This window comes from Halorubrum gandharaense (assembly GCF_054654575.1).
In genome coordinates, this window is sequence record NZ_BAAIET010000002.1 from 16,375 (window position 1) to 39,417 (window position 23,043).

24 protein-coding genes and 1 tRNA gene are annotated in these 23,043 nt (G+C 68.5%); 13 read left to right on the top strand and 12 right to left on the bottom strand.

From position 1 onward, the window contains the following. Positions 1-9: 9 nt before the first annotated feature. Positions 10-1,152 (bottom strand): S24/S26 family peptidase, encoded by a 1,143-nt coding sequence (locus ACYQ07_RS09130; RefSeq protein WP_459880373.1) that lies wholly within the window; start codon positions 1,150-1,152, stop codon positions 10-12. 59 nt (positions 1,153-1,211) lie between these two features. Here ACYQ07_RS09130 and ACYQ07_RS09135 point away from each other — a divergent pair, with 59 nt between their 5' ends. Further along, a complete protein-coding gene (locus ACYQ07_RS09135) occupies positions 1,212-2,912 on the top strand; it encodes a DNA-directed DNA polymerase II small subunit (RefSeq protein ID WP_459880376.1) in 1,701 nt (566 codons plus the stop codon). 78 nt (positions 2,913-2,990) lie between these two features. Here the strand turns inward: ACYQ07_RS09135 and ACYQ07_RS09140 are convergent, their stop codons facing one another. After that, positions 2,991-3,581 carry an IMP cyclohydrolase gene (locus ACYQ07_RS09140; RefSeq protein WP_459880379.1) on the bottom strand — a complete coding sequence of 197 codons (591 nt, stop codon included), beginning with the start codon at positions 3,579-3,581 and terminating at the stop codon, positions 2,991-2,993. A 222-nt stretch (positions 3,582-3,803) separates the two neighbouring features. Here ACYQ07_RS09140 and ACYQ07_RS09145 point away from each other — a divergent pair. Next, positions 3,804-3,876 (top strand) — tRNA-Gln (locus ACYQ07_RS09145). A 509-nt stretch (positions 3,877-4,385) separates the two neighbouring features. On the opposite strand, the gene cgi121 is transcribed toward ACYQ07_RS09145, so the two are convergent. The 6 genes from cgi121 to ACYQ07_RS09175 form a co-directional block, all read right to left on the bottom strand. After that, the gene (gene cgi121, locus ACYQ07_RS09150) at positions 4,386-4,988 is read right to left on the bottom strand and encodes a KEOPS complex subunit Cgi121 (RefSeq protein ID WP_459880382.1); all 603 of its coding nucleotides are present in this window, start codon (positions 4,986-4,988) and stop codon (positions 4,386-4,388) included. After that, positions 4,985-7,531: an ATP-dependent DNA helicase gene (locus tag ACYQ07_RS09155; RefSeq protein ID WP_459880385.1), complete on the bottom strand. Its 2,547-nt coding sequence runs from the start codon at positions 7,529-7,531 to the stop codon at positions 4,985-4,987. The genes cgi121 and ACYQ07_RS09155 overlap by 4 nt, the downstream gene beginning before the upstream one ends. A gap of 59 nt (positions 7,532-7,590) precedes the next feature. After that, the gene (locus tag ACYQ07_RS09160; RefSeq protein WP_459880388.1) at positions 7,591-7,845 is read right to left on the bottom strand and encodes a DUF7967 family protein; all 255 of its coding nucleotides are present in this window, start codon (positions 7,843-7,845) and stop codon (positions 7,591-7,593) included. 610 nt (positions 7,846-8,455) lie between these two features. Further along, complete coding sequence (gene hemB, locus ACYQ07_RS09165) at positions 8,456-9,436, bottom strand: porphobilinogen synthase (protein WP_459880391.1); 981 nt, start codon at positions 9,434-9,436, stop codon at positions 8,456-8,458. A 92-nt stretch (positions 9,437-9,528) separates the two neighbouring features. Next, positions 9,529-9,693, bottom strand: coding sequence for a DUF6757 family protein (locus ACYQ07_RS09170; protein WP_459880394.1), 165 nt, complete (start codon positions 9,691-9,693; stop codon positions 9,529-9,531). Between the two features lie 49 nt (positions 9,694-9,742). After that, positions 9,743-10,573: a PHP domain-containing protein gene (locus ACYQ07_RS09175; protein WP_459880397.1), complete on the bottom strand. Its 831-nt coding sequence runs from the start codon at positions 10,571-10,573 to the stop codon at positions 9,743-9,745. A gap of 220 nt (positions 10,574-10,793) precedes the next feature. Between ACYQ07_RS09175 and ACYQ07_RS09180 the strand changes: the two genes are divergently transcribed. Continuing rightward, a complete protein-coding gene (locus ACYQ07_RS09180) occupies positions 10,794-11,078 on the top strand; it encodes a DUF5789 family protein (protein WP_459880400.1) in 285 nt (94 codons plus the stop codon). A gap of 119 nt (positions 11,079-11,197) precedes the next feature. Here the strand turns inward: ACYQ07_RS09180 and ACYQ07_RS09185 are convergent, their stop codons facing one another. Further along, positions 11,198-12,247 carry a DUF5784 family protein gene (locus ACYQ07_RS09185; RefSeq protein ID WP_459880403.1) on the bottom strand — a complete coding sequence of 350 codons (1,050 nt, stop codon included), beginning with the start codon at positions 12,245-12,247 and terminating at the stop codon, positions 11,198-11,200. Positions 12,248-12,449: 202 nt separating this feature from the next. Here ACYQ07_RS09185 and ACYQ07_RS09190 point away from each other — a divergent pair, with 202 nt between their 5' ends. The 9 genes from ACYQ07_RS09190 (at position 12,450) to ACYQ07_RS09230 (ending at position 20,391) form a co-directional block, all read left to right on the top strand. Further along, positions 12,450-12,617: a DUF5786 family protein gene (locus tag ACYQ07_RS09190; RefSeq protein WP_459880405.1), complete on the top strand. Its 168-nt coding sequence runs from the start codon at positions 12,450-12,452 to the stop codon at positions 12,615-12,617. A gap of 190 nt (positions 12,618-12,807) precedes the next feature. Further along, a complete protein-coding gene (locus tag ACYQ07_RS09195; RefSeq protein ID WP_459880408.1) occupies positions 12,808-13,728 on the top strand; it encodes an MBL fold metallo-hydrolase in 921 nt (306 codons plus the stop codon). 96 nt (positions 13,729-13,824) lie between these two features. Continuing rightward, on the top strand, positions 13,825-14,430 hold the full coding sequence (gene pspAB, locus ACYQ07_RS09200; protein WP_459880410.1) for a PspA-associated protein PspAB: 606 nt from the start codon (positions 13,825-13,827) through the stop codon (positions 14,428-14,430). A gap of 3 nt (positions 14,431-14,433) precedes the next feature. After that, positions 14,434-14,994 (top strand): hypothetical protein, encoded by a 561-nt coding sequence (locus tag ACYQ07_RS09205; protein WP_459880412.1) that lies wholly within the window; start codon positions 14,434-14,436, stop codon positions 14,992-14,994. 100 nt (positions 14,995-15,094) lie between these two features. Beyond that, positions 15,095-15,724, top strand: a complete 630-nt coding sequence (locus ACYQ07_RS09210; protein ID WP_459880415.1) for an IMPACT family protein — start codon at positions 15,095-15,097, stop codon at positions 15,722-15,724. Positions 15,725-15,772: 48 nt separating this feature from the next. Further along, positions 15,773-16,915 carry an NAD(P)/FAD-dependent oxidoreductase gene (locus tag ACYQ07_RS09215; protein WP_459880418.1) on the top strand — a complete coding sequence of 381 codons (1,143 nt, stop codon included), beginning with the start codon at positions 15,773-15,775 and terminating at the stop codon, positions 16,913-16,915. Between the two features lie 253 nt (positions 16,916-17,168). Then, entirely contained in the window at positions 17,169-19,304 is a 2,136-nt protein-coding gene (locus ACYQ07_RS09220; RefSeq protein WP_459880421.1) for a S9 family peptidase, read from the top strand. Between the two features lie 49 nt (positions 19,305-19,353). Then, positions 19,354-19,644 carry a hypothetical protein gene (locus ACYQ07_RS09225; RefSeq protein WP_459880424.1) on the top strand — a complete coding sequence of 97 codons (291 nt, stop codon included), beginning with the start codon at positions 19,354-19,356 and terminating at the stop codon, positions 19,642-19,644. A 273-nt stretch (positions 19,645-19,917) separates the two neighbouring features. Next, complete coding sequence (locus ACYQ07_RS09230; protein ID WP_459880427.1) at positions 19,918-20,391, top strand: hypothetical protein; 474 nt, start codon at positions 19,918-19,920, stop codon at positions 20,389-20,391. A 156-nt stretch (positions 20,392-20,547) separates the two neighbouring features. On the opposite strand, the gene hisG is transcribed toward ACYQ07_RS09230, so the two are convergent. After that, positions 20,548-21,438, bottom strand: a complete 891-nt coding sequence (gene hisG, locus ACYQ07_RS09235) for an ATP phosphoribosyltransferase (protein WP_459880430.1) — start codon at positions 21,436-21,438, stop codon at positions 20,548-20,550. Between the two features lie 102 nt (positions 21,439-21,540). On the opposite strand from hisG, the gene ACYQ07_RS09240 reads away from it, so the two are divergent. Beyond that, positions 21,541-21,990 (top strand): universal stress protein, encoded by a 450-nt coding sequence (locus ACYQ07_RS09240; RefSeq protein ID WP_459880433.1) that lies wholly within the window; start codon positions 21,541-21,543, stop codon positions 21,988-21,990. Positions 21,991-22,036: 46 nt separating this feature from the next. On the opposite strand, the gene ACYQ07_RS09245 is transcribed toward ACYQ07_RS09240, so the two are convergent. Both ACYQ07_RS09245 and ACYQ07_RS09250 read right to left on the bottom strand, forming a co-directional pair. Beyond that, the gene (locus ACYQ07_RS09245) at positions 22,037-22,591 is read right to left on the bottom strand and encodes a GNAT family N-acetyltransferase (protein ID WP_459880436.1); all 555 of its coding nucleotides are present in this window, start codon (positions 22,589-22,591) and stop codon (positions 22,037-22,039) included. Further along, positions 22,588-22,956, bottom strand: coding sequence for a universal stress protein (locus ACYQ07_RS09250; RefSeq protein ID WP_459880438.1), 369 nt, complete (start codon positions 22,954-22,956; stop codon positions 22,588-22,590). The genes ACYQ07_RS09245 and ACYQ07_RS09250 overlap by 4 nt, the downstream gene beginning before the upstream one ends. Positions 22,957-23,043 lie beyond the last annotated feature (87 nt).

The following is a 23,043-nucleotide window of genomic DNA, read 5'->3' on the forward strand; positions in this document are numbered from 1 at the left end:
TTCGTGCGGTCAGCCGGCGACGACTCCGGTGGTTCCAGTCGAAATGCGGGGGTCGAGGAGACCGACGTCGACGAGTCCGGGGTCGCCGACTTCAGCCCCGACATCGACGAGCCCGGTGTCGATCGGGAGAACTGTCGGCAGGATGTCACCGACGCTGGCCTGCCCGGTGACAAGCAGGCGGATGTAGCCGAGGTACGGCACACGGAGGCGTGCGACGCCGGTCACCCACTCCTCTTGGACTGGCTCTGCGAGGCCGTTCACCTGGTCGTACTGGCCGTTGTTGTCGCCGAGCGTGATGAACCCGTCGTGGGGTGCGGGACAGTTCCGCAGGTTCTCACAGTCGTCGGCGTTGTGGTAGCGCTCGTCGGCGCGCTCGTACCAGTCCTCCCCCTCCTCGACGTGGAACATCGCCCGGTGGATGATCGGCGACCCGCGTCTGTCCGGTGGTTGGAAGATGATCACCGAGCCGTAGGAGCTGAACGAGCGGTAGTCCGTCTCCGCACCACGCTCGTGGGTGACCACGCCGATGTCGTTGTCGGCGGCGTCGGGCGCGAACCGGCCGGGTTCGGTGACGAACACGAGGTCGCCGGTGTTCATGTTCGGCTCCATGCTGGCCGACTCGACGGCGACCATCGGCGGCCAGACGCCGCTGAACGCGAAGATCACCAGCCCGATCACGAGCACGATGGCGGCCGACGACAGCATCTCGCGCAGCCACATCAACGGCCCGTCCTGGTCGTGACGGAACCGGTAGAGGAGGCCGCGGTCCTCGTGAATGCCCGGCGTGCCCTGGTCGCCGGCGCCGGCGTCGTCGGGCGCGTCGGCGAGCGAGCCCTCGGACGGTTTCGAGTCCGCGGCCGGCTCACCTTCGGACGACTCACCTTTGGACGACTTACCTTCGGACGACTCACCTTCAGGCGGTTCTCCAGCCGGCGCGGCTTCGGCGGGGGCCGATGTTCCTGACCCCTCGCTGGGTTCGTCCTTGGCCGAATCCTCCGCCGGCGCCCGGTCCGCCGCCCCCGTTTCGTCGGTCGACCCTGGCGCGGTTTGGTCCGCGCCGTCGGGTCGGTCGTCATCTCGGGCCGCGTCGTCGGGCTCGTCCGACGGCGGCCGCTCCCCGGAGTCCATCACCTCGGCGTTCGCGTCATCCACCCATAAGTCCGGGGGTTGGCTCCGGAACCGTTTAGGCGTGGAGTCCCCTCTCCGTTCCTGTGCCGCTGGAGTCGAACGCCCGTCTCGTGAGCGAGCTCGCAAGCCGCGGGTACAACGCCGAGCGCGAGGCAGTCACCCTTCTTGCGGGGGCGCCGGATTCTGCACTCGCGCTGGAGGCCGCCGTCGAGCACGCGCCCGACGACGCGCTTCGGATCACCACGGAGCACGTCCGAGCGGTCCTCGATGTCGACGGGGCGCCGGACGCGCCCACGGATCCGCCCGCGGACGCGGCGACCGCTACATCGAGCAATACATCCGCATCCACGTCAACGACTAACGTTTCGACTCCAGAAGATACTGAGACAAACCACACGAAGGAACGCTCGGACCCAGTCGAAACGAAGGGGTCTACCGGGAGTGAGAGAGACGACAATTCCGCAGGTGACCCCGCTGACGGCGACCCTGCTGGAGACCCCGCCGGCGGCGACAACGCCGTCGACGCCCTCGACCCGGGGGCGGGTTCCGAAGCGGCGGACCACGTGCGCGACCCCGAGCGCCGCGAGCTGGAGATCGGCAACGACATGACCGGCTACAGCACGGGGACCGGCGAGTACGACGACTTCGTGCAGACGTTCCGCGACCGCTACGAGCGGCTCTCAAAAGTGCTTCGCGGTCGAGTGAACCACCGACCGGCCAACTCGCTGGAGTCGATGCCGGGTGGGAGCGACGCCGCGATGATCGGGCTGGTCAACGACGTGCGCTCGACGAAGTCCGGCCACTGGCTCATCGAGCTGGAGGACACCACGGGCACCTTCCCCGCGCTCGTGATGAAGGACAAGGGGCTCGCCGACGTGGTCGACGAGATCCTGATGGACGAGTGTGTCGCCATCGACGGCACGCTTGCGGACGACTCGGGGATCCTGTTTGCGGACTCGCTGCACTTCCCGGATATTCCGCGGACGCACAAGCCGGGGACGGCCGACCGACACGTCCAGGCGGCGCTGATCTCGGACGTTCACGTGGGCAGCGACGAGTTCATGGCCGACGCCTGGTCCCGGTTTACCGACTGGCTCCACACGCCGCAGGCGGCGCCGGTCGAGTACCTGCTGCTTGCCGGCGACATGGTGGAGGGCGTCGGCGTCTATCCGAATCAGGACGACGAGCTCGACATCATCGACATCTACGAGCAGTACGAGGTGTTCGCGGAGTACCTCAAGGAGGTGCCCGCCGACATGGAGATCGTGATGATCCCGGGGAACCACGACGCCGTCCGCCTCGCGGAGCCACAGCCCGGCTTCGACGACGAGCTCCGCGACATCATGGACGTTCACGACGCGCGGATCGTCTCGAACCCCGCGACGGTCAGCGTGGAGGGCGTCGACGTGCTGATGTACCACGGGGTCTCGCTTGACGAGGTGATCGCCGAGCTTCCCGAGGAGAAGGCGAGCTACGACGAGCCACACAAGGCGATGTACCAGCTCCTCAAAAAGCGCCACGTCGCGCCCCAGTTCGGCGGACACACCCGCGTCGCGCCCGAGGAGCGCGACTACCTCGTCATCGACGACGTGCCTGACGTGTTCCACACGGGACACGTCCACAAGCTCGGCTGGGGGAAGTACCACAACGTGCTCGCCGTCAACTCCGGCTGCTGGCAGGCCCAGACCGACTTCCAGAAGTCCGTCAACATCCAGCCCGACGCGGGCTACGCCCCCATTCTCGACCTCGACACGCTGGAGATGACGGTTCGGAAGTTCGCCTGAGCCTTCTCTCGTCGCCGGCCATGCGATTCCTCAGTCCTAGTCTCAGTCCTAGTCTCAGTTCCGGTCTCAGTCCCGGACTCAGTTTCCGTTGTCGAACGCCAGCGTCACGCCGTCATCGTCCACGGTCGCGCCGGCCGCACAGACCGGATGTTCGAGGTCGGCCTCCAGCACTTCGGTCGCCGCGCTCGCGGCGTCCGTCGCGGCGAGTGCGTACGGCTCCGGCGAGTCGTTCTCGTAGGTGGCAACGAGCGTGGGCTCGCTAACTGCCTCCACGATCAGGGCGTCGCGGCGAACGACGCCGATCGTCGCGGCCTCCGCCCCCACAACACCGGCGATCCGGGGGGTGTCGTAGTCGTCCTTCTCGAAGTCGAGCGCGAGCAGCGGCGTCGCCAGCGCGTCGCGGGCGGGGTAGCCCAACTCCAGCTTCTCCGCGATCGGGTCGACGTGCGAGCCGTTGCCGACGACCGCTAGCGACTCGCCGGCGGGCGTTTCGACGGCGCGCGCGCAGTTGTAGGAGATGTAGGGATTGTCCGTCTCGGGTGCGTCCGGCGTCGGTCCGACGGTCAGTGCGCCGTCCCGGTCGACCACCTGCCGGTTCGGGAACGAGCGCGAGGAGACACGGTAGGCACCGATGCCGGGGCCGACGACGACGAAGCGTCCAACGTACATACACGAAGGTGGGGATACACGCAGCTAATAAGTGACGATATACGCACGTTCGGCGCATTCCCGGACGAGGATCCGCCGACGGCGGCCCGCCGGAATCGGGCCGTCGGCACTGCACGCGCTCGGCGACGACCACCGCCGAGCGCGGGGGCCTGCGACGCCGTGACACTCCGGCCCCAACGCGCAACGCTTACAAACACCCACGGAGTACGATGGAATGCGCACAGTCCATTGGGGTAGTGGCCAATCCTGTTGCCTTCTGGGGGCAACGACCCTGGTTCGAATCCAGGATGGACTATTCTTCGATCTTCTCGTCGACGGTGGCACTCACTCTCCGTTGATGCTCTCTGCTGTTCATTCGTCACTGGAATTTCGTTTCATCTGGAAATAAATCGGCGCGTTGTCATGCGATTTCCAGCAGAAGAAAGGGGGTCTTTCGAGGAACACTGGCCGCTCGATGGGATCCATCGACGCGCCCAGCCTTTTGAGGGAACCGCCGTATCCGGTGGTAGGATGCTGTTCAGCACTGACGTGCTCGACGCGGAGGATCCCCGATGAGCGGAGGCGAAGCGGAGGGGGAGAAAGGGATCGAGGAAGCGGCGGAAGAGGCGAAAGAGGCGGAGAAACCGAAGTTTTGTGACGATCTCCGTGACCATTTGAAGGGGCGCTCGACTCGGCCAGCGATGCGGACGGGCGGTTCCACATCCGGCAGGCGCTCCGGTTGGTCGACGCATCCGAACGGACTCGTGAGCAGTAACCGCCGGGACGGGTCTTCGGCGACGGCGGGACGGTCCGACTGAACGCCCGCTACTTCTCCACGTTGAGGAGCGCGACGCGCTCACACACGATGTCTGCGAGGTTGCCGTCGGTCGCCGCGAGCTCCCGGTCGGTCACGTCGAAGAACTCGCGCACGCGCGACTCGTCGTACTGCCCGAGCGTGTCGGCCGGTCGAAGCCGGTTCCGAACCTGTTCGACGGCGGCGTCGAGGTCGGCCCCTTCCAGCGGGTCCCCGTCGCGGGTGGCGTTGGGCACCTCGCCGAAGTCGGTGACCACGACGACCACGGGCGTCGTCCCCTCGTCGACGCCCATCGTCAGCGCGCGGTCGATCTGCCGCCGGCCAGCGGCGTACAACAGCACTTCCACCGCCGGATCGCGAGCCACCGCGTCGCCTCGCGCGACCGCCCGTGCGGCGAGCTCCGTCGCGCGGGTGAGGTGGGTGTCGGAGACGACGATCTCGGCGTCGAACGCCTGCACGACGGCGCCCGTCACCTCGGTGATCGCGCGGATCTCGGCGAGGAACGCGTCGAGATCGTCGATCTCCGCGACGCCTTCGACGAGCCGCAGATCCGGTTCCGGTGTGGTCGGCCGCGTTTCCTCCGAGGCGGCCGCCGTCTCGGCCGGGTCGCTCACGAGAAATCACCCAGATTCGACTGGCCCTGTCCATCGTCGCTGCTCGCGGAGCCTGCGGTCGCTCGCGCGGAGGCGGCGCTGTCGGACCGCACACCCTCCATCGAGGGGTCCTCGCGGCCGGCGTTCTCCAGCACACGCTCGGCGGTTTTCTCCCGGCCGCGGAGCGCGCCGAGGACGACCGACTTGTCGGCCTCCCGCAGGTCCGCGCGGGTCTCGATGCCCGCCTCGAACAGCCGGCGGGCGCGCTTGCGCCCGACGCTTCGGACGCCGGCCAGGTCGAGAAGTTCCTCGCGGACGCCGTACTCCACGCGCTTGCGGGCGGCGCGCACGTCGACGACGGCATCCCCGTCGACCTCCTCTACGTCGCGTGCGAGCGTCTCGGCCGCGCGAAGGAGCCACTCGGCGGTGTCCACCTTGCCGCGGATGTCGCCGGGGCCCACGTCGTAGCGCTCGGCCATCCGGTCCTCGTCGGTCTCGGTGGCCCAGTCCTCCAGCAGGCGGGCGGTTTTGAGCGCGGAGAGCCAGTCCTCGAAGCGCACGTCCTCGTACTCGGAGGGCGTGTCGCCGAGCAGCTCCTCCTCGCGCTCGTAGCAGATCTCCGTGTACGTCTCGCGGTCGCCGGACTTGAGGTAGAGCTGGTACATGTCCGGCGTCCGGCAGACGAGGTGGTAGAGCCCGAGCGGGGAGATGTCGGGGGAATCGGTGGGGCCGGTGGGGGTGTCCGGTTCGTCGGCGTCGCCATCGTCGCCGGCAGTCGCCTCGGCGTCCACCTCTTCGGCGGTTTCCGGGCCGTCGTCCGCCTCATCGTCGTTGCGCTTGCTGAACGTGCCGAATCCGGTGCCCGCCGTTTCAGCCTCGGAAGCATCCGCGCTGGCGTCTGCCGCACCGTCCTCACCGGCGGAGAAGGCGTACTGGCTCGCGGCGGCGTCGTCGTCCGTTTTGTCGTCGGTCGCACACGCCTCGCGGAGGCCGTCGATCATCTCCGCGGCGCTCATCGGGTCGAGGTAGAGTCGGGAGACGGTGTGGCCGATGCCGGTCGCCTGGAGGCTCTCGGTGCCGTTCGTGTACTCGCGCTCGAGGAAGTCGTTGACCGCGAGGTAGTCGAGGACGGTGTCGGTGACGTCGGAGAGCCGCCCCTCGTCGTCGGTCTGGGTGGCGTAGAGGGTGTTGTCCAGGAACTCCAGGAGTCCCTCGCGGGTCGAGGCGAAGCCGGAGGCGACCGTCGCGAGGACGTGCGTGCGGAGCGCGGGCTCGGCGGCGAGCTTCGAGCGGACGGGCTCGGCCTCGGCCCAGATGTAGCGCTCGAACAGCTCGTCCATCGTGTCGGCGTCCTTCGCGAGGAGCACGGCCTCGCCGTAGGGGTCCAGTCCAGGTCGTCCCGCGCGGCCACACATCTGGTGGACCTCCAGCACGTCGAGCGGCTTCATGCCGCCGAACTCCCCGTCGTACCGCCGCCAGTCGCGGACGATCACCCGGCGAGCGGGGGTGTTGACCCCCGCGGCGAGCGTCGGGGTGGCGGAGATGCACTTGATCAGCCGGTCGCGGAACGCGTCTTCGACGAGGCTCCGGTGTTCGGCGGCGAGCCCGGCGTGGTGGAACGCGGAGCCCTCCGCGACCGCGTCCGCGAGGTCCTCGGAGGTGTCGGTGTCGGAGACGTCGCGGATATCGGCGGCGAGCTCCCGGAGTTCGTCGCGCTCGTCGGGGGTCAGTCGGGGGCCAGTCACGTCCGCGAGCTTGCGAGCGGCGGATTCGGCGTTGCGCCGGGAGTTGACGAAAACGAGCGAGGAGCCGCCCTGGCCGTCCTCTTCGGTGTCGAGCGCGTCGGCGACGAGCGCGGCGGTCTGGTCCTCGCCGCTGTCGACGGGAACCTCCCGCTGTGACCCGTCGTCGAAGTTGATCGCGCTGCCGAAGTGGACCCCCATCCGGAGGTCGATGGGCCGCCAGTCGGACTCGACGAGCTCGGCGTCGAGCCAGTCGGCGATGACATTCGCGTTGCCGACGGTCGCCGACAGCGCCACCGTCTGGAGGTTCGGGTTGACGCGCCGGAGCTTTGCGAGGGTGACTTCCAGCGTGGGGCCACGCCCGGCGTCGTCGACGAGGTGCACCTCGTCGCTCACGACACAGGAGAGGTCGTCGATCCACGGGGCGCCGTTGCGAACGAGCGAGTCGACCTTTTCGGAGGTGGCGACGATGATGTCCCGGGAGGCGAGCCACTCGCCGTCGGACTCGTAGTTGCCCGTGGAGACGCCGACGGTGACGCCGAACTCCTCGAACCGCTCGAACTCCGCCTTCTTCTCGCTGGCGAGCGCTCGGAGGGGGACGATGTACAGCGCCTTCCCGCCGCGCTCGACGGCCGAGAGCATGGCGAGCTCCGCGATCAGCGTCTTCCCGGAGGCGGTGGGAACGGCGGCGACGAGGCTCTCGCCGTCGGCCACCCCCGCCTCGACGGCGGCCTCCTGTGGCGGGTAGAACTCGGCGACGCCCTCCGCTTCGAGCGCCTCGCCGACGCCCGCGGGGAGCCCGGAGAGCGAACTCGGTTGCATTGGCGGCTCTTGTCGCCCGACCCGGTTTAAAACGTCGGTCCTTGTGGGGACGTTGCGGTTTAAACGGTGTCGTCGGGCTCGTGTTCCTCGGCCATCCGAGTTGCTTCGGCGGCGAACCGCTCGACTTCGTCGGGGTCGGTCTCCCCGAGTGCGCTGTCGTCCACGTCGCGCGCGGCGGTGATCCCCGGCCCCGTGACGAGCCGCTGCTCGGCGAGCTCCTTCGTGTGGACGCGCTCGCCGTCCGTCGTGGCGTACGTCAGCCGGACGAGCCCCTTCGAGTCGAACTGTCTGTCGACGAGCCAGACCTGCGTCATACGTGGTACGTGGCGTAGGGGGCGCTTAAAAAGGACGGGTGGCGTTCGCCGGCGAGTCCGGACGGTTGTCGGTCCGTGGGAGGTCGCCGCGTCGGGATTTCCGGGAACATCGGCGCGCTTCTTATACGGGTCCCGTGAAGTGGGGGCGACGGTGAACTCCGCAAAGCCCCAGGCGGCGACGACCACCGGAAGACGTTCCTGCTCGCTTCGCTCGCGGGACTCGCGCGGCTTGCTGTGCTCCGCACTCGCTTCGCTCGTTGTGGTGCTTGCTACGCCGGGCTTCGTCCTCGCCGCCTGCCCCTTTGAGTTCCCGCCCCGCACCGCTCCGCACCGCTCCGCATCGCTCCGCACCGCTCCGCATCGCTCCGCATCGCTCCGCATCGCTCCGCACCGCTCCGCACCGCTCCGCACCGCTCCGCACCGCTCCGCACCCGCAGCCTCACGCCTCCCCAGCCTCGGCGGAGAGCGCGCCGGCGGACCGCAACGCAGCGCCGGCGCACTCCCGCCTCCCTCGCGCTCCGTCTCGCGCCCGATGGGCGCTCGCGGGCGCGCCACGTGGTGTGGTTCGGTGAGGTGTTGCGTTGTGTTTCTCGTCTCTCTCCTGCTTCGCTTATAAGCGCTCGGCGAGGTCCTCGGCGAAGTAGGTAAGGATCAGGTCGGCGCCGGCGCGTTTCAGGGAGAGCAGCGACTCGTGGGCGGTTGCTTCGAGGTCGAGCCACCCCTTATCGGCGGCGGCGTGGAGCATCGCGTACTCGCCGGAGACGTTGTAGGCCGCGATCGGGTGGTCGAACTCCTCGCGGAGGTCGCGCACGATGTCGAGGTACGGCAGCCCGGGTTTCACCATCAGCACGTCGGCGCCCTCTTCGGCGTCGATTCGGGCTTCCCGAAGCGCCTCGCGGCGATTCGCGGGGTCCATCTGGTAGTGGCGGCGGTCGCCGAACGCCGGCGCGCCGTCGGCAGCATCGCGGAACGGGCCATAAAAGGCGGACTCGTACTTGACGGCGTAGCTCATCAGCGCGACGTGCTCGAAGCCGGCGTCGTCGAGCGCCTCGCGGATCGCCCGCACCTGCCCGTCGGTCATCGCGGAGGGCGCAACCATGTCGGCGCCGGCCTCGGCCTGCGAGACGGCGGTGCGCGCGAGCAGGTCGAGCGTCTCGTCGTTCTTGACGGTCAGCGTGGGGTCCTCGCGTGCGGTCTCCTCGATGATCCCGCAGTGACCGTGGTCGGTGTACTCGCAGAGGCACACGTCGCCGACGACGTAGGCGTCGGTCTCGGCGGCGATATCGCGGATCGCCCGCTGGACCACGCCATTCTCGGCGTACGCGCGGCTCCCTTCGGGGTCTTTGCTCTCGGGGATGCCGAACACCATGACGGCTTCGACGCCGGTCGAGAGGATCTCCTCGACGCGCGCGACGGCGTCGCTCACGGGCACGCGCTCGTGGCCGGGCATCGTCTCGATCGAGACGCGCTCGTCGGCGGTCGCGTCGACGAAAACGGGCGCGATCAGGTCCGACGCCGAGAGGTCCGTCTCGCTGACCAGCGGTCGAACGCCGTCGGTTCGGAGGCGACGCGGCCGGTCGGTGGGGTGCATGGAGGGCGTTGACGCCGGGCGGCCTTTTAGGGTTCGCTCCGGGCGGGCGGCGACGCCGGACGGGGGTGGCCGAGTCCGGATCGGCGCTCGCGCTACTCCGCGGTGTCCACGTCGATCTGCTCGCGAAGCGCGGCGAGGTCGTCGGACGCAGCGAGGGCGTCCACCTGCTCGCGGAAGTGCTCCTCACAGAGGCCGACCTTGACGCCCGACTTCTCGGCGGCGTACGCGGCCTCGTCGTCACAGTAGTGACACTGCATACTCGAATATGGGGCGTCCCGGCGTTTAACCTTGTTCGTCGCGGGGGGATCAGCGGTCGTGGGTGGCGGGCACCGGCTCGGGCAGTCGCTCGCGGACCGGCGCAAACGCCTCGCGAGTCAGTCCCGTGACCCCAAGGGTCCGCTCGTGGGCGTCCGTGCCGCCGGTCCGAAGCAGGTCCGCCTCCGTGGCGACTTGGTCGACCAACTCGGCATCCGTCTCGACGCCCTCACCGTAGGGGTACCAGCGCTCGACGGCGTCGAGCTCGCGCGCCAGCTCCAGTGCCGCCTCGGGGTCATCGTAGCGGAACGGGTGGGCGAGCCCGACGACCGCACACGCCTCCCGGAGCACCTCGACGCCGCGCTCGACGGTGGTCACCTCGCGGGCGACGAAGCAGGGTCCGTCGTCCCCGATCAGCTCGTCAAAGGCCCCCTCGTAGTCGTACGGTGCATCCGATGCCTCGATCGCCCGCGCGATGTGCGGGCGTCCGAGTCCGGGGCGCGACTCCACGTCGAGCTCGACGCCCAACTCCGCCTCGACACGTTCGAGAATCCGCGCGCCGCGCTGCTGGCGGTCCGTCTGCAGGCGGTCGATCTCCGCGTCGAGCGCGTCGGTGTGCTCGACGCCGTAGCCGAGCAGGTCGACGCGCTCGAAGCCGGCGTCCACCCGAAGCTCGATCCCGCGCACGATCCGGATCCCGTCGCGCTCGACGACGGGGGCGTCAAGCTCCGGATGCACGCGGTCGTGGTCGGTGAGCGCGACCCAGTCGACGTCCGCCACATGGGCAGCGTTGGGCACCTCCGCGAGCGTCAGCGTGCCGTCCGAGACGGTCGTGTGCGCGTGGAGGTCAGCGACGATTGGGGAGGAGGCGTCCGCGTCCATACTCGTCGCTCGCGGCCGTCACACTAAGCGCCGGCGGTCGCGGTCGACGGGTGCAGGTCGGTGATCGCGACGCGGCGACCGACGATCCTGCCGCCGTATGGCGGCGACCGGGAGTCCATCCGTGCGCCCAATTCACACTAAAGGATCATTAAGGACCACCCTCTCCTCCAAGGTCGTACATGGACAATCATTAAGAACTTCCTTCCCATCCCAGTAGGTGATGCGCTTGAACGGCATCGACGACCGACTCGAACGGCACCAGTTCCCCGCCACCTCGGAGGAGATAATCGCGGCTCACGGGAACGCGACTGTAGAGCTCGCCGACGGGTCCGAGCGGCTCGGGGATGTCCTCGAACGGTTCGGCGACCAGACGTTCGACCGACCGGACGAGGTGTTCGCCACCCTTCGAGCCGGCGTCTGCCACCGCGGTGTCGGCCGACGGTTCTACTCGGACCGCGACCCGACCACCGACGCAGAGAAAGGGCCCGATCAGGTCTCCTTCTAACCCGCTGTCGCGACCGCCACACCACCCGTCACCCTTCTCGCGGTCGCGGTTTTCACTCGCCGGCGAGCGACGACTCCGACGACGTACTCGGGCGACGCGCTCCCGCCGTCGCTCCGGAGTCAGTCCACGAACGACATCGCGTCCGTGAGTTCCAGCGGCACCGATCCCTTTCGGTACCCCTCGATCCGGCCGCTCGGCCGGGCGCGGAAGACGACGGCGGGTTTGTGACGCACGTCGGGGCGCTCGTCGCGCACCGCCGCCCAGTCGTCGTCCGGGAACGACGAGCAGTCGACGAACAGCGTGACGCCGCCGGCGTGCGCCTCCAGCTGGCCGCTGGTTTTCGTCTGTGCGGTGTCGCGCACGGCGGCGACCGGATCGCTTGCGGCCCGCCCCGAGACGGGCTGGGGACGAGTTACCTCCACCAGGTTCGCCTCTCCCGTTGCCGGGTTCTCGGCGCGGTAGTCCAGCGAGTGGCCGGTGGTCACTTCGATCTCCGGCGTGATATCGTAGCCGGCGTCAGTGAGGATCTTCGCCGCGGTGAACTCCGCGATCGTCGCGCTCATCCGAACTACGTCCATCGACGCGGAGGTGCCGAGCTTGCCGGCCATCGTCTCCCGATAGTCGTCGAGGATGCCGGGATGGAGGAGCTCCTCGACGTAGCCGGTGCCCGCCTCGCGACTCGCATCGGGGAAGCCGGCGGCGTGGTCGCGGAAGAACGCCCGCGTCGTCTCCGAGCCGTCCTTCGAGCAGAACACGGGAAGGAAGTACCACGAGACGTGCGGGTACTCCGCCAGCCACGGCTCGTCGTCGTGGAGCCCGGCGAGCAGCTCGCGCTGTGCCCACCGGGAGACGGAGTAGGGGACCTCGTCGAAGCCGTACTTGTCCGTTCGCCAGAGGGAGCTCGGCGTCTCCGTGTTGCCGAGCCAGTAGCCGGTGGGGCCGGCGCTGATGCCCTCCGGCGGGTCGTCGTCGTGGTCCGTCCAGCAGAACAACGCCATCGAGCCGTCGTCCATGTCGAAGCGCCGGGCGTCGTAGCCGGGCGGCGGCCGGAACCACGGGTCGCTCGCGGTCGCGCCGAGGTTGTCGTCGAGCGGCTGCTCGATGCGCGAGCGCACCCGCGAGTCGTTCCACTCGCCGGTCGCGCGCCTGAATCGCAGCGGTTGTGCCACGGTCGAGCTAACCTCCCCGCACGGCTAAGGGTTTCCGGTGGCGGCGACTCGCCGCCGACCCGGCAGCGGCCCGATAGCGGCTCACAAACCGGCACTGGTCGCCGTCGAGTACGACGACGGCCGACAGGTTCTACACGATCGTTCGTGTATCCAACCGACATCTATATATCGAATAATTTCCAAGTGTGGGTGTACCATGTCAATGGGTGCCTATGACGAGGACGAGCACGAGCGTCGTGAACAGAAGACGGGCGTCGTCGACGCCGATTTCGATGCGGAACGCGCCGACTACTCCGGCTCGCTCACGTACGATTCCGGAGATTCGGCGGAGGCACTCCTCGACAAGTTCCAGGAGTTGAACGAGAAGTAGCCGGTCCGCGATCGACCGAGCCGAGTTGCGGCGGCGCCGGGACACGCCACCGCGCTCCCCGTAGTATCGTCGTTCAGTTATAAACGCTCCGCGGACCGCTGATTCCGACCGTTTTTGAGCTACTCAGTCTCTCGACCCACTGCGCCGTCGACCGAACCCTAAAAGGCGGAGCAGCCTGTCGGTGACGACCATGGAAGCCGGCGACACCGAACTCGTTCACGGCGCATCCGACCTGTACGTCCACGACACCGGCATGTTCGACACCGACGAGTACGGGTCGGTGTACATCTACGACACGCCGAACCCGGCGCTCATCGACACGGGAACCGGCGCCAATCACGAGCGGATCGCCGACGCCATCGCGTCGATCGGCATCAACCGGGAGGAGCTGGCGTGGATCGTTCCCACACACGCCCACCTTGACCACGCCGGGGGTGCGGGCCACCTCGCCGAGCGCTACCCGAACGCGACCGTGCTCGTCCCCGAGCCCGGCCCTCGCTATCTGGTCGATCCCAGTCGGCTCGTTGCCGGCACGAAAAGCGCCGTCGAGGACCAGTGGCGGCACTACGCGGAGCCGAAACCCGTTCCCGAGGACCGGATCGAGGGGCTGACCGACGGCGACCGGATCGACCTCGGCGACCGCGAGCTCGTCGTCCACGAGGCACCCGGTCACGCCCCCCACCACGCGGTGTACCACGAGCCGAAGGAGAGCGTGGTGTTCACCGCGGACGCCGCCGGTATCTACGTTCCAGAGCAGGATTCCGTCCGACAGACCACGCCCCCGCCGCAGTTCGACCTCGACCAGTGTCTCGCCGACATGCGCACCATCGAAGATCTCGAGCCCGAACTGCTCTGTTTCGCACACTTCGGCCCGCGCTCGTACGACCCGGAACTCCTGGAAGCGGCCAAACGTGCCTACGTCGAGTGGGTGGAAGCGGTCCGCACGAAACGCGCCGAACTCGCCGACGACCAGGCGGTCGTCGAGCACTTCGAGGAGACCAGCCAGGAGAAGGAGTTTTGGAACCCGGAACGCGCCCGCGCCGACGCCAGCCTCAACACGCGCGGCGTGCTCACCTTCCTGGACCGTCGGGCGGACGCCGACGAGGAGTAGCGCCGAGAGTCTCCCCTCGACTCCCGTCCGGCCTCCGTCCGGCGCCCGTACTTCCGACACGTCCTAAACCCCGCGGCGTCTACTCCCATCCAACAGATGGGACTCTTCGACACGATCCGGGCCGTACTCGGCACGAGCGCCGAGACGGACGCCACCCGGGACGCCGACCCCGAGGACCTGTTCGGGATGTCGACGGCGTACATGACGATGCAGGCCGACCTCGGCTACGACCACTGCGGGGAGGCGGCGCTCTGCTTCTCCGGCGTCGACAGTACCCGCTTCGACGACGCCGTGAGCGAGGTGGAGGCGATCCTCGAAGCCGGCGAGATCGAGACGGGGACGGGATTCCACCGGTACCAGGACGACCACGGCTACCGGTGGTTCGTGCTCGAGGACGACGACCCCGAGGACCTCGTCACCAGCATCCACTTCGCGGCCGACCAGTTCGTCGAGGAGGGATTCGGCTCCCGGCTGCTCGCCGCCGTCTTCGGCTTCGAGAAGCCCGAGCACGACGCCTACTGGGTGTACTCCTTCCGGCGGGGCGCCTACTACCCGTTCGTCCCCGACGGCGACCACGAGCGCGACCAGCGCGCGGAGTTCAAACTCCAGTCGGTGCTCGACGGCGAGCTCGGACTCGAAGACGACGAGTCCTACTGGTACCCGCTGTGGCCCGACGCGCCGGGGAACCGGCCGTGGGAGTAGCGGATGGCTGATACCCCTTCCGTCGACGCGGCGGAGTCGACTGGCTCGCCGCCAGCCCCCGACGAGTTCCCGGACCGCGACACGCCGCGGAAGCGCATCCTTCGGGCGGTCGCCGCACAGGCGGCGGTGTTGAGCGCGGCGGTCCACCTGCTGTGGGCGTGGCCGCAGCTCTCCGCGACGGATCCGCGCCCGTACGTGTTCGTGCTGGCCGCGCTGTTCACGGGGCTCATCGCGGCCGCCACGCTGCGGGCCGACGAGTATCGCCGGCTGTACGCGCTCGGCGCCGGCACCCTTGGCGCGTTCCTGGTCGGCTACGTGGGCTGGTACGGAACGTCGCTCCCCATCGCGATCGCTGCGGATCCGCTGGCGGTGGTCGGGAAGATCGCCGAGACGATCGGCGTGGTCGCCTTCGTCGCGCTCTATCGGCTCGCGCCGCCGACGAGCGTCGTGCTGGAGCGCCGGCGATCCGAGGGGAAGGGGGCGCCGCTGTCGGTGCTCGACTCCGACCGGCTGGAGGTCGCGGGCGCTCCCGATTCCGACGACGAGGAGCAGGACGACCGGTGACGGTGTGGTCGCTGTGCACCTCCAGGGCGGCCGAGCGCGCGCCGCGGACGCCGCAGCCTGACCGACACGCCTTATTAGCCGACGGCCGGATCCTCCGACAGTGAGCGACACCTACCTGACGGTCGACGAGCGGGCGACCGCGACGTTCGAGGTGCAGGGGTCGGAGTTCCTGGGCCATGTCGCGCCCGCCGACACCGTCGACGAGGCGGAGGCGTTCATCGAGGAGGTGCGGATGGAGTACGCCGACGCCACACACAACGTCCCCGCCTACCGCGTTCCCGCGGGCGAGGCCTCCGAGCGGACGCCGGGCTCCGACGTGATGCTCCGGGAGTACTCGGACGACGACGGCGAGCCCACCGGATCCGCGGGCAAGCCGGCGCTCAACGTGCTCCAGCAGCGCGACGTGCGCAACGTCGTCGCGGTCGTCACGCGCTATTACGGCGGGACGAACCTCGGCGTCGGCGGGCTGGCGCGGGCGTACTCCCGAGCGGTAAAGGAGGGGATCGACGAGGCGGGCGTCGTCGAGGAGCGACCACACCGGCGGCTGGTCGTCCACACCGAGTACGACGACTCGGGCACGGTCCGGGGCGTGATCGAGTCGTCGGGCGTCGAGTTCGACGCCGACTACGGCGAGACGGTCACCTTCGAGCTGCGGGTGCCCGTCGCTGAGGTGGAGGCGCTCGTCGAGCGACTTAACAGCGCGACGAGCGGACGGGTCGCGGTCGAGTAGGCCGCCGCCTCGCGAAGGCTTTTGTCCTCGGCGGCCACCTCCCGGCGCATGGACGACTACGAGGCCGTCGTGGTGGGTGGCGGGATCGTCGGGTCGTCGGTCGCGTACCACCTCGCACGTGCAGGCGTCGAGACGGTGGTCGTCGACCGCGACGACGAGGGGCGGGCGACCAACGCGGGTGCCGGGATCGTCGCCCCGGCGACCAGCAGCCGAACCGAGTCGACGCGGTGGTTCGAGTTCGCGGTCGACGCAGCCGACTACTATCCGGATCTCGCCGCGGAGCTCGCGGACGCCGGGTACGACCACGGCTACTCGGAGACGGAGCTGGTCGCGATCGCCGTCGACGACTCGGACCGGGCTGCGCTCGATGCCGCCGAGGAGCGGTCAGCCGACCGGACGAAGCGCTACGGGTTCCCCGAACCGGATTCCGTGTCGGTCGTCGCTGGCGAGGAGCTCCGCGAGCTGTTCCCGCCGGTGGTCGACGGTGCCTGCGGGCTCCGATTCGAGAACGCCGGGCGAGTCGACGGCGCCCGATTCGCGTCGGCGCTGCTCGCGGCGGGAACGGACGCGGGACTCACGATTCGGGATGGCGATGTCACCGAAATCCGGACGGGCGGCGGCGCGGTCGCGGGCGTCGACCTTGCCGATGGGACGCGGATCGACGCCCCGAACGTGGTGGTGGCCGGCGGCGCGTGGTCCGGGTCGTTCGGCGCCGCTCTCGGCGTCAAGGTGCCGGTCGAACCCCACCGTGGACAGATCGCGCACCTGGACACGGACCCGATCGGTGGCGTGACCACCGCGGACTGGCCGGTGGTGAAGGGGTTCCGTGGCCACTACATGGTTCCCTGGCCGGACGGCCGGATCGCGGTCGGCGCGACCCGGGAATCGGACGCGGGCTTCGCGCCACACGCGACGCTCGGCGGGATCGCCGAGGTGGCGAACGAAGCGTTACGCGTCGCTCCCGGACTGTCCGAGGCGCGCCACGTGGAGACCAGAGTCGGCCTGCGGCCGGTTTCGGCCGACCGGAATCCCGTGCTCGGTCCCGTGCCGGGCGTCGAGGGGACACACCTCGCCACCGGACACGGCGCGACAGGACTCCAGCTTGGGCCCTACAGCGGGAAGCTCGTCGCGGAAGCGGTTCGCGGCGCGGAGCCTGCTGACCTCGCGGAGTTTGGCGTCGGACGCTTTTGAGTGAGTGTCGCTGTGGCTGGGGATGGTGGCTGGTGTGGTGAAGGTGGTTGGCGAACAGGCGACGGGGGTGGCGTCGGTCGTCCGCGGCGGGGCGTCGCGCTCCCGTCCAGTGCGCCGCGGTCGGCTCGTCAGATCACGGAGGGTCTGGCCGCGGCTTCGCTTATAAGGTGTGGCACGGCGCGGTCGCCGGCGCCTCAGTCTCGCCGACTTCCGGCTCCCGACGCCTTTTGAGGGAGGCGACTGAGGGTGGCGTATGCAGCCCGTCGAAGCGGCCGACTATCACGAGATCGCGAAGCCGGCGGACCCGCGACTGTCCCCGGACGCCTCACGCATCGCCTTCCTCCGACGCGAACCGACCGACGACGAGACCACCGAGTCGACGGTGTACGCCGTTCCGAGGGACGGCTCGGCGGAGCCGCGCCGGCTCACCCTCGCGGAGGGGTCGGACGCGGAGCCGCGCTGGAGCCCCTCCGGCGACCGGCTCGCGTTCACCTCGACGCGCGGTGCGGACGACGACCGTCAACAGCTCTGGGTGTTGCCCACGGACGGCGGCGAGGCCCGGCAGGTGACGGACGTGGTCGGTGGCGTCTCGTCGATCGCCTGGTCGCCCGACGGCGACCGCATCGCCTTCGTCCAGTCGGTGACGCCGGAGGACCGCGAGGAGGAGCGGGATCTGTCGGTGCCCGAGGAGTACGAGCCCGAGGACCACCCTGACCCGCGCGTGATCGACCGAACGGTGTACCGCTCGGGACAGCAGTTTTTCGACGGCCGGCGCTCGGGCGTGTACGTGGTGGACCCGGATGCGACCGTCGACGGTGCCGACGCGGACGAGGCGTCGGGCGTCGAGCGCGTCACCGATGATGACGAGGCGGACTTCGCGGGGCCCGAGTGGGGCGACGCGGAGACGCTGTACTTCACGGAGCAGGTCGGCGAGGACCCCGACGACTCCTACGAGATCGCCATCCACGCACACGACTTCGGTGCGGACGAGACGGAGCGGGTGCACACTACCACCGGTTGGGGGACGGCGCTCGCGGCGACCTCGGACGGGAAAATCGCGTTCGCGTACACGGAGCCGGACCAGGCGTCGATCCAGCAGACGGAGCTTCGTGCGCTCGACCGCGACTCGGGAGAGGTTGCGGACCTCACCGCCGGGATCGACCGCGGGCTCGGCTACGGGGCGGCCCCGCAGTGGGGTCCCGACGAGGAGACGGTGTACTTCACGACGCCCGACGAGGGCCAGACCGCGCTGTGGCACGTTCCCGGTGACGGCTCCGCGACGGCCGAGCGGCTCGTCCGGGAGGGCACCGTTTCGGGTGGAGATGTCGGCGGTGCGTCCGGCGCGGGCCCGGACGAGGTCGTCGTCGCGCTCGCGATGAGCCAGTGGGACCACCCGGGCGACGTGTTCGCGTTTACGGCGGACGACGGCGAGACGACGCGGCTCACCGAACTGAACGCCGACTACCTGTCCGAGCGCCAGGTGCGCGAACCGGAGGAGCTGTGGTTCGAGTCCGAGCAGGGCGAGGTACACGGCTGGGTGCTGACGCCGCCGGAATTGGACGCTGACGACGCCGGCGATCAGGAGTTCCCGCTCGCGGTGGAGATCCACGGCGGCCCGCACGCGATGTGGTCCACGTCGGGGACGATGTGGCACGAGTTCCAGACGCTTGCCGCGCGCGGCTACGTCGTCTTCTGGTCGAACCCCCGGGGGTCGTCGGGCTACGGCGAGGAGTATCTGCAGGCGATCGAGCGCGACTGGGGTGCGGTGACCCTGACGGACGTGATGGCCGGCGTCGAGGAGGTCGCCGCGCGCGACTCCGTCGACGAGTCGAACGCCTTCGTCACCGGCGGCTCCTTCGGCGGGTTCATGACGGCGTGGACGGTCGGGCAGACGGACTACTTCGCGGGCGCCGTCGCCCAGCGGGGCGTCTACGACCTCACCGGCTTCTACGGCTCGACGGACGGCGCGTACAAGCTGCTGGAGGGCGACTTCGACACCGTCCCGTGGGAGGAGCCGGAGTGGCTGTTCGAGCAGTCCCCCGTCGGCCACGCCGACAACGTCTCGACGCCGACGCTGATCCTTCACTCGGAAGACGACACCCGGACGCCGATCTGCACCGCGGAGCTGTACCACCGGTTCCTCCGCAAACACGGCGTCGACACCCGGTTCGTCCGCTATCCGCGTGAGGGCCACGAGCTGTCGCGCTCGGGCGAGCCCGGACACGTCGTCGACCGGATCGAGCGGATCGTCCGCTGGTTCGACGGCTACTCCGACCACCACGACGTGCCGCGCGCACTCGACCGGCCGGACGACGAGGGACTCTCGGCGGGTGAGGAGGACGAAGCGGACGATAAAGGCGGGTCGGAACCCGCCGGCGGCGCGGAGTAAGCCTCGCCCCGCAGCCGCTTATAAGTGTGAGCGGGGAGTGGCGTCGCCTATGGCCAACCCGTACTATGCGCTTCGGCGGATCCGGCGCGCGCGGGCGTCGTTGCCGGCGCCGCCACCGCCGCGATTCGACACGCATCGGTCCGAGTACGAGGCGATCCTCACCGCGGTTCACGACCTCGCGGGCGAGAACGCCGTCGACGACGTCAGTGGCTGGATCATCGTCCAGACCGCCTCCGACGGCGCGCTCCCGCCGCCCGAGGAGGTGCGCCGTCAGGCAGCCGCGTTACTCGAGGTGTACGACATCGAAATTCCGGACGACTCGGTGCTCGCGGTGGCGTAGGACGGAGGAAAAAAGAGGACGCTCTTCCGTAGGAGATTGTTGATACTACCTCCCGTTGTAGACTCCGCTCAGTAGCTGACCGTCAAAACCGCTGCGGCGCAAGTTCTCGATCCGTCTAGCTCTCAATAGAATTGCAGGAGGGCCCTCTATCAACAAGTACTAACAAGAGCGTCTAGAGGAAGCGTTCGACAGATCCGTTTTGTTTCACGAACATGGAGTTTGGCCACAATTTATTTTTGTAGACTGAACGTTCAGTCAGGCGGGACCTGACCCATGACCGACCTCAAAGAAGTTGTCCGCGACCTCCACGAACTTGATGAGAGTACAATCGAGGAAGTACACGCACTTCCCGAGCGTTCTATCGATGAGATCCAACGGCTAGACGAGAGCACTATCGAAGACTTCCACGAACTCGACGCAGAAACGGCCGATTCCGTCCACAGGCTTCGCGTTGAAACCGTTAAGGAAATCCTCTCGCTCGACGAGCACACGATGGAGGATCTCCAGTCGCTCACCGTGGAGGATATTGAGCAGATCCACCGCATGGACGAGTCTACTATCGAGAACCTCCACGAAGTCTCCGAGGAGACTGTCGATCAGCTCCACCGGCTCGACGAGAATACAGTCGATTACCTCCACGAACTCGACCGAGAAACAATAGACGAACTCCATGAACTCGACATCGATACCATCGAAGACCTCCACGAACTAGACGAACAGGTGCTCGAAGACATCGTTTCGACCTAATCGCTCGCAACTTCTTACGAACAATCCAGCGATCCAAGGCTGGGAACCCAATTTTTCTCGCGTGATCATCTTCAAAAGTGAATGTACAGTAGCATCGCAAGAGGGCACTCGATCAACAATGTCCTACACAAGAGCGAAAGAGGAAGAGACCGCCGGCTACTCGACGAGCCGTTCGATCTCGGTGACGAGAATGCCGCTGGCACCCACCTGTTTCAGATCGGAGATGGTGGCGAACACGTCGCGCTCATCGACGACGGCGTGGACGGCGACCATCCCGTTGCCGTTCTCGTCGGCCTCCACGTTCATCACGGTCGGGCCGCCGAGTCCGGGGATCACGTCTTTTACGTCATCGAGTCGCTCTTTCGGCGCGTTCATCATCAGGTAGCGCTGGCCGTCGGCGGCGAGGACGGACTCCAGGGCGGTCCGCACCTGTTCGACTTTCGGGTCGTCGACCACGTCCGGACGGGCGAACAGGCGGACGGAGGAGGCGAGCACGTCGTCGATCACCGCGAGCCGGTTCACTTTCAGGGTTGTTCCCGTCGAGGTGATGTCGACGATCGCGTCGGCCATGTCGACGTGCGGGGTGAGCTCGGTGGCGCCGGTGACGGTGACGATCTCGGCGTCGACGCCGACGCGCGCGAAGTAGTCGCGCGTGACGTTCGGAAACTCCGTGGCGACGGTCTTCCCGGCGAGGTCCTCGACCGACTCGATGTCGCCGTCCTCCGGCGCGGCGAGCACGAGGTCACAGGAGCCGTACTCCAGGTCGAGCAGGTCGACGAGGTCGTCCTCGTCGGCTTCGGCCGCGCTCGCGGCGACGCCGCCGGATTCGCTGGCTTGGTCGAGACCCGTGATCCCGAGGTCGGCGGCGCCGTCGCGGACGTACTCCGGGATGTCGGCGGCGCGCGCGAACAACACGGAGACGTCGGGATCGACGGTGTCGGCGTACAGCTGGCGGTCGGCGGTCTCCTCGACGTGGAGGCCGGCCCGTTCGAGAAGCGACAGCGTCGGCTCGTGGAGACGACCCTTGTTGGGGACGGCGATGTGCATACGACACCGTCGCGCGCCCGGGGTGAAACGCTTTCGACGCGGAACCCTCACGAAGAACCGGGAGACAGCGGGGTTTTTGACCCTCGCCGCCGACGAGCCGGTATGGCCGACCTCGAGATCGACCTCGTCCTCGTTCCCGTCGACGGGAGCGAGGAGTCCCACGAGGCCGTCGACTACGCGATCGCGGTCGCGAGCGAGTACGACGCCGCCGTCCACGCGCTGTACGTGCTCGGCGAGGACCGCGTCCGCGCCATCGAGACCGGCGCGGTCGAAAAGGAGGACGTCGCCGCCGACACCGAGTCGTTCACCGACAGCGTCGCCGAGCGCGCGGACGCCGCCGGCGTCCCCCACAGCAACTCCATCGCGTACGGCTTCTCGACGAAGGTGAAGACCGTCCATCCCGGCAGCGTCGTGCTCGACACCGCCGAGGAGCTCGACGCCGACTTCATCGTCGTCCCCCGCGAACCCGTCTCCGGCGACCCCGGCGAGGTGCTGGAGAAAGCCGCCGAGTACGTGCTTCTGTACGCGAGCCAGCCCGTGTTGTCGGTGTAGCCGGCGTCGCGTTCCCTTCCGTTGTTGATCCCCCGCAAAGACGCTGCTACTCCTCGCTCTCGCCCGCCTCGTGCAGCCGCAACGTCATCTCCAGCTCGAAGCTCTCCGCGTCGGAGGTTTCGAACCCGATCTTCTTGTACAGCGCGACGGCGGCGCGGTTCCAGCGCTCGACGGTGAGCCACACCGTCTCGACGCCGTTCGCTTGGCCGTGGCCAAGCAGCGCGCGAATCAGCCGGGTGCCGATCCCTGCCTCCTGGTAGTCCTGGTGGACGAAGATCGCCAGCTCGAACGTGTCGGTGTCGTCGGGGACGAGCGTCGCGTGGCCCGCGGCGTCCTCGCCGTCCCACGCGATCACGTTCAGACAGTCGCCGGCGAGGATGGTGTCGAGCCACTCGCGGATCCGGTCTTCGCCGCCCGGGGGGATCCCCTGCGCGCGGTCGGCGGGATCGAACGTGTCGTACATCTCGACGAGCGCGTCGCGCTCGGCATCGTCGCCGTCGAACGCGCGGATCTCGATCTCGCGTCCCTCCTTGTCCTCGAACGCGACCGGCGGCGCCTCGAAGTCGTCGGCCGGCTCGTCCGGGAATCGTCGCTCGCTCATCTGACCAGCGTGACCGAGGTGTTGGCGTTCAGCAGGACGAACTCCGCGATCGACCCGATCGTGATCTTCCCCATCGGGCTGGTCTTCCCGCCGCCGAGGACGATCTCCTCGAACCCCTCGCGCTCGGCGATGTCGACCAGCCGGCTGCCGGCGTCGCCCTCCAGACGGCGGATCTCCGCGTCGATGCCGGCGTCCGCGACCGCCTCCTCGGCGTGCTCGACAAGCTCCTCGGGCGACCGTGGCGAATCCGGATTGTCCACGACCGCGATCGTGAGGTCGTCGCCGGCCGCCGCGGCGCGGGCGACCGTTCGCTCCAGCGCGCGCAGCGAGTCGTCGCTACCCCCGATCCCGCAAAGCACCTTCATGGTCCACACGACCACCGCGGGGGTGATAAATGGTCGTTCGACGGCGGCGTCCGATGGCGCCGTCCGCCGGCGTCCGTCGAGGGTCCC